Source organism: Streptomyces poriferorum (assembly GCF_019399235.1).
GTDB classification, from domain to species: domain Bacteria; phylum Actinomycetota; class Actinomycetes; order Streptomycetales; family Streptomycetaceae; genus Streptomyces; species Streptomyces poriferorum.
Map to the genome: position 1 here is coordinate 1 of NZ_JAELVH010000436.1, position 4,178 is coordinate 4,178.

General features: G+C 70.3%; 3 protein-coding genes. 2 read left to right on the top strand and 1 reads right to left on the bottom strand.

From position 1 onward, the window contains the following. Window positions 1-265: 265 nt before the first annotated feature. Window positions 266-1,105: a transglutaminase family protein gene (locus tag JGS39_RS37820; RefSeq protein WP_219574304.1), complete on the top strand. Its 840-nt coding sequence runs from the start codon at window positions 266-268 to the stop codon at window positions 1,103-1,105. Window positions 1,106-1,122: 17 nt separating this feature from the next. On the opposite strand, the gene JGS39_RS37825 is transcribed toward JGS39_RS37820, so the two are convergent. Next, window positions 1,123-3,138 carry an elongation factor G gene (locus JGS39_RS37825; RefSeq protein ID WP_219574305.1) on the bottom strand — a complete coding sequence of 672 codons (2,016 nt, stop codon included), beginning with the start codon at window positions 3,136-3,138 and terminating at the stop codon, window positions 1,123-1,125. A gap of 403 nt (window positions 3,139-3,541) precedes the next feature. Between JGS39_RS37825 and JGS39_RS37830 the strand changes: the two genes are divergently transcribed. Continuing rightward, a partial coding sequence (locus JGS39_RS37830; protein ID WP_236065907.1) for a hypothetical protein occupies window positions 3,542-4,178 on the top strand: 637 nt, incomplete at its 3' end.

The following is a 4,178-nucleotide window of genomic DNA, read 5'->3' on the forward strand; positions in this document are numbered from 1 at the left end:
AGGGCAATACACCTAGGGCCGTTCGTTCGGATCGTGCGGGCTCGCGGGCACCGGCGCGGGCGTCAGCCGCGTTGTCGTCGGTCGTGGTCGTCCGTCGGCGTCGTCCGTCGGCGTCGTCCGTCGGTGTCGTCCGTCGTTGCCGTCGGTCGTCAGTGCTCCGCGGTGACTCCCGTGACTCCCTCCCCCGCCTTACGGCCGCACGCACTGGACCCCGATCCCTGATCCGACCCGATCCGACCTGATCCGAACGAAAGGCCCTGACGCGATGGCTCCCGCGAGGCATGACAAGGACGAGCTGCGCCGTCGGTTCGCCGAGGAGGCACGGGCTGAGCGCCCGGATCTTGCGCTGCTCTGCCTGCTGGTGGCCGCGGAGGCCGATCCCGCGCTGGACGCGAACGGCATGGACGCGGCCCAGATCGAGCTGGACCGGCTCGCGGGTCTGCTGCCGTACGGGCTGCGCGACGGCCGCGCCTGGGCCTCGGCGCTGGCCGAACTGCTCGGTGAGCGGTACGGGTTCGAGGGCGCTTCGGCGGACTACCAGCGGCTGGAGTCCTCGCTGCTGCACGAGGTGCTGCGGCGGCGGCGCGGGCTGCCGATCCTGTTGTCGGTGGTGTGGATCGAGGTCGCCCGGCGGGCGGGCGCTCCGGTGTACGGGGTGGCGCTGCCGGGCCACTTCGTGGTCGGTTTCGGGGATCCGGCGGAGCGGGTGCTGGCCGATCCGTTCGCCGGTGGGCGGCCACTGACGGACCAGGACGCGGAACTCCTGGTGGCGGGCGCGACCGGGGAGCCGCTGGAGGCGTCGATGCTGGTGCCGGCTCAGCCCCTGGAGACCGTGCTGCGGATCCTGAACAACATCCGGGCGTGGGCGGCGGCCCGCCCGGAACGCAACGACGTGGCGCTGTGGGCGGTGGAGCTGTCCCTGCTCCTGCCCTCGCACCCGGCGCGGCTGCGCTACGAGCGGGCCCAGCTGCTGGTCCGGGGCGGGGAGTTCCTGCGCGGGGCGGCGGAGATGGAGGAGTACGCGCAGGTGGTCGCGGACATCGATCCGGCTGCCGCCGAGGCGGTGCGCGGGAGTGCGCGGGCGGCCCGGGCGATGCTGAACTGACGGCGCCGGTCAGCCTCTCACTCCTGTCCGCCACCGGCCCGCCTCACGGTGTGCAGCAGGTACTCCTTCCGGTCGAGCGGGTTGTGGTCCGTGCGTGAGCGCTGCGGGACGGTGCCGGTGACGGGGCGGTGGGTGTCGAAGGCGGTCTCCAGCAGCCCTTCGCCGCGGGTCAGCCCCGGCAGCCGCTGCTGGAGGTCGTGCACCTGGGCTGCCGGGATCTCGCCCTCCAGTACGCAGCGGGCACCGTCGACGGACGGCGGGCCCGGGACGGCCCGCAGACGGGCGAGGACCGGCAGGAGCGGCCCGAGCGTGTCGGCCGGGAGCTCCGCCCGGAAGCGGTGCATCGGCTCGTACACCGTGGTGCCGGCCTGCCGGAGCGCGGCCATCAGGACCAGCGGGGTCAGCCGGCGGAAGTCACCGGCCGTGCTCGACATGGACTTGTCGAAGACTGCGTGCGAGTGGCTCTGCCGGGGCCAGTAGCCGGAGTGCGTCATCGTGACCGTGCAGTCGGTGACGCGCCAGCCGTACAGGCCCTGTGCGAGCGTTTCGGTGACGGTCTCCTCGACGGCTCGCATCAGGGAGTACGGCATCGAGCCGAGCTCCACCTCCAGCCGGTAGGTGACCCCGCTGCCGGTAGGGGCGGGATCGACGCACAGTCCGACCGTCGCGAGGAAGGGGTTGTCGTCCTTGTCGATGATCTCGAAGGCCGATCCGGTTCCGGACGGCTTTTCCAGGCAGATGGTCGTGGTTCCGCGGAAGGTGGCGTCGATTCCGAATTCGTCCGCGAGCGTCGCCTGGATGACTTCCTTCTGCACTTCGCCGTAGAGCGATACGGATACTTCCTTACGGATGTCGTCCTGCCGCAGATTGATCAGCGGATCCTGTTCGGCCAGTTGTGCGAGAGCGAAATGCAGTTCGCCCCGGGAGGCGGGCGGAGCGGCCGCCACCACGGATTCGAGCGTCGGCGGGGCGAAGTGGTGCCGGGTGGCCGTCGCACGGATATCGCCGACCGCGTCACCGATCCTGATGTCCCCGAGCCCGCGGAGTTTCGCGATCCGCCCCGGGCCCACCGACGCGGCGTCGGTGTCCACGCCGTCGGCGAAGACCCGGATGCCGGTCACCTTGCCCTCGGACACGGCGCCGGGGCCCTGCCCGAACTCCAGCCGGTCGCGGGTGCGTACGGTCCCGGAGAACATCCGGACCCAGGCGAGCTTCTCGCCGGCCCGGCCGCGTTCGACCTTGAAGACGGTGCCGGAGACCGGCCCGTCCGCGTCGTCCCCGGCCGCGGGCAGCAGCTCCTTGATCCCGTCGGTCAGGGCGGTGATGCCGGCGCCGGTGACGGCCGAGCCGAAGTGGACGGGGTGGACCAGTGCCTGCCGGGTCTGCTCGGCCAGTGCCGCCTTGAGCCGGGCCGGTGCGAGTTCCTCGCCGCCCTCGACGTACGCGGCCAGCAGGGTGTCGTCGTGCTCGGTGAGCAGGTCGGCGAGCCGCTCCGTGAACCGGGGGTCGTCGTCGGCGTACGGCACGCTGCGGGCCTCGCGGGTGCCCAGGCCGGTCACGGCCGGTCCTCTCGCGACCGTGTGCGGGGTGAGCTTCTCCGTGATCTCGCGCAGCACCTGCGCGTACCGGGCTCCGGCCCGGTCGGTCTTGTTCACGAAGATCAGCGTGGGGATGCGCAGGCGCTGGAGCGTACGCATCAGCACCCGGGTCTGGGCCTGGACGCCCTCCACGGCGGAGATGACCAGCACCGCGCCGTCGAGCACGCTCAGGACCCGTTCCACCTCGGCGATGAAGTCCGGGTGACCGGGCGTGTCGATCAGGTTGACGGTGACGTCGTCTAGGGCGAACGAGACGACGGCGGACTTGATCGTGATGCCGCGCTGCCGTTCGAGTGCGAGCGAGTCGGTCTGTGTGTTCCCGTCGTCGACGCGGCCGATCTCGTCGATGATTCCTGCGGTGTGAAGCAGCCGCTCGGTCAGACTCGTCTTACCGGCGTCGACATGCGCCAGAATTCCAAGATTGAGCGTGTGCACAGAACTCCATGTGGTCAGCGGTGGGGTGAATTCCCGTCGAGACGAACATGTGAGATCGGCGCATCGTTTTCTCCTGGTCCTGTCGGCTGATGCGGCGAGTAGAACAGCGGGCGAGCCGGCGGTGCAACTCATTTACCGGCGCCGTACGCGCTGCCGCGCGGTGAGGTCCCGTCAGCGAACGGGCGATCCGGCAGCGGCCAAACCTCTCTTCGGCGCGTCGTGCCGCCCAACGGGTGATTATCCGTTCTTCGCCACTCGATGAGCCCACGCCGTAGCTCCAATGCGGAGCTCCCCGATGGCGCGCCCCGGGCTCCGGGCTGACGGTGGATCACGTAGCTGCTGCGCCACCCAGAGTCGATACCCCATCACTCTTCGCAGTCGCGACGAAAGGAAACGTGTTCAGATGCGCTCTGCCCGCACCCTGTTCGCTACGGCCGCCGTCACGGCGGTCCTCACGATCACCGCTCCCTCCGCGTACGCCATGACCACCGGCGACTGGGAGCACGACAGCGGTTCGTCCTCCAGCAGCGAGGACGGCGGCTGGAAGAAGGACAAGCCCAACGGCGGCGTCCACACCGGCGGCGGCGCCCTGGCCAAGACGGTCACCGGCGACGAGCACGGCAAGTCGGACGACGAGGGCTGGAAGAAGGACAAGCCCAGCGGTGGCGTGCACACCGGCGGCGGCGCGCTGTCGATGACGGTCGCCAAGGAGTGGCAGCCCGGCAAGGACGACGAGTCCGGCAACTCCGACTGGAAGAAGGACAAGCCCAACGGCGGCGTCCACACCGGCGGCGGCGCGCTGTCGTCGACGGTCGCCAAGGAGTGGCAGCCCGGCAAGGACGACGAGTCCGGCAACTCCGACTGGAAGAAGGACAAGCCCAACGGCGGCATGCAGGCCGGCGGCGGCGCCATGTCGATGACGGTCGCCAAGGAGTGGCAGCCGGGCAGCGACGAGGCGGGCAAGACCGAGAAGAGCGACTCGTCCTCGAAGTCCGAGAAGAGCGAGAAGAGCGAGAAGAGCGACGAGGGCTGGAAGAAGG

Bases quoted from the DNA above. Each gene is read 5' to 3' on its own strand.
- JGS39_RS37820 (WP_219574304.1), top strand. From the start codon at position 266: ATGGCTCCCGCGAGGCATGACAAGGACGAGCTGCGCCGTCGGTTCGCC.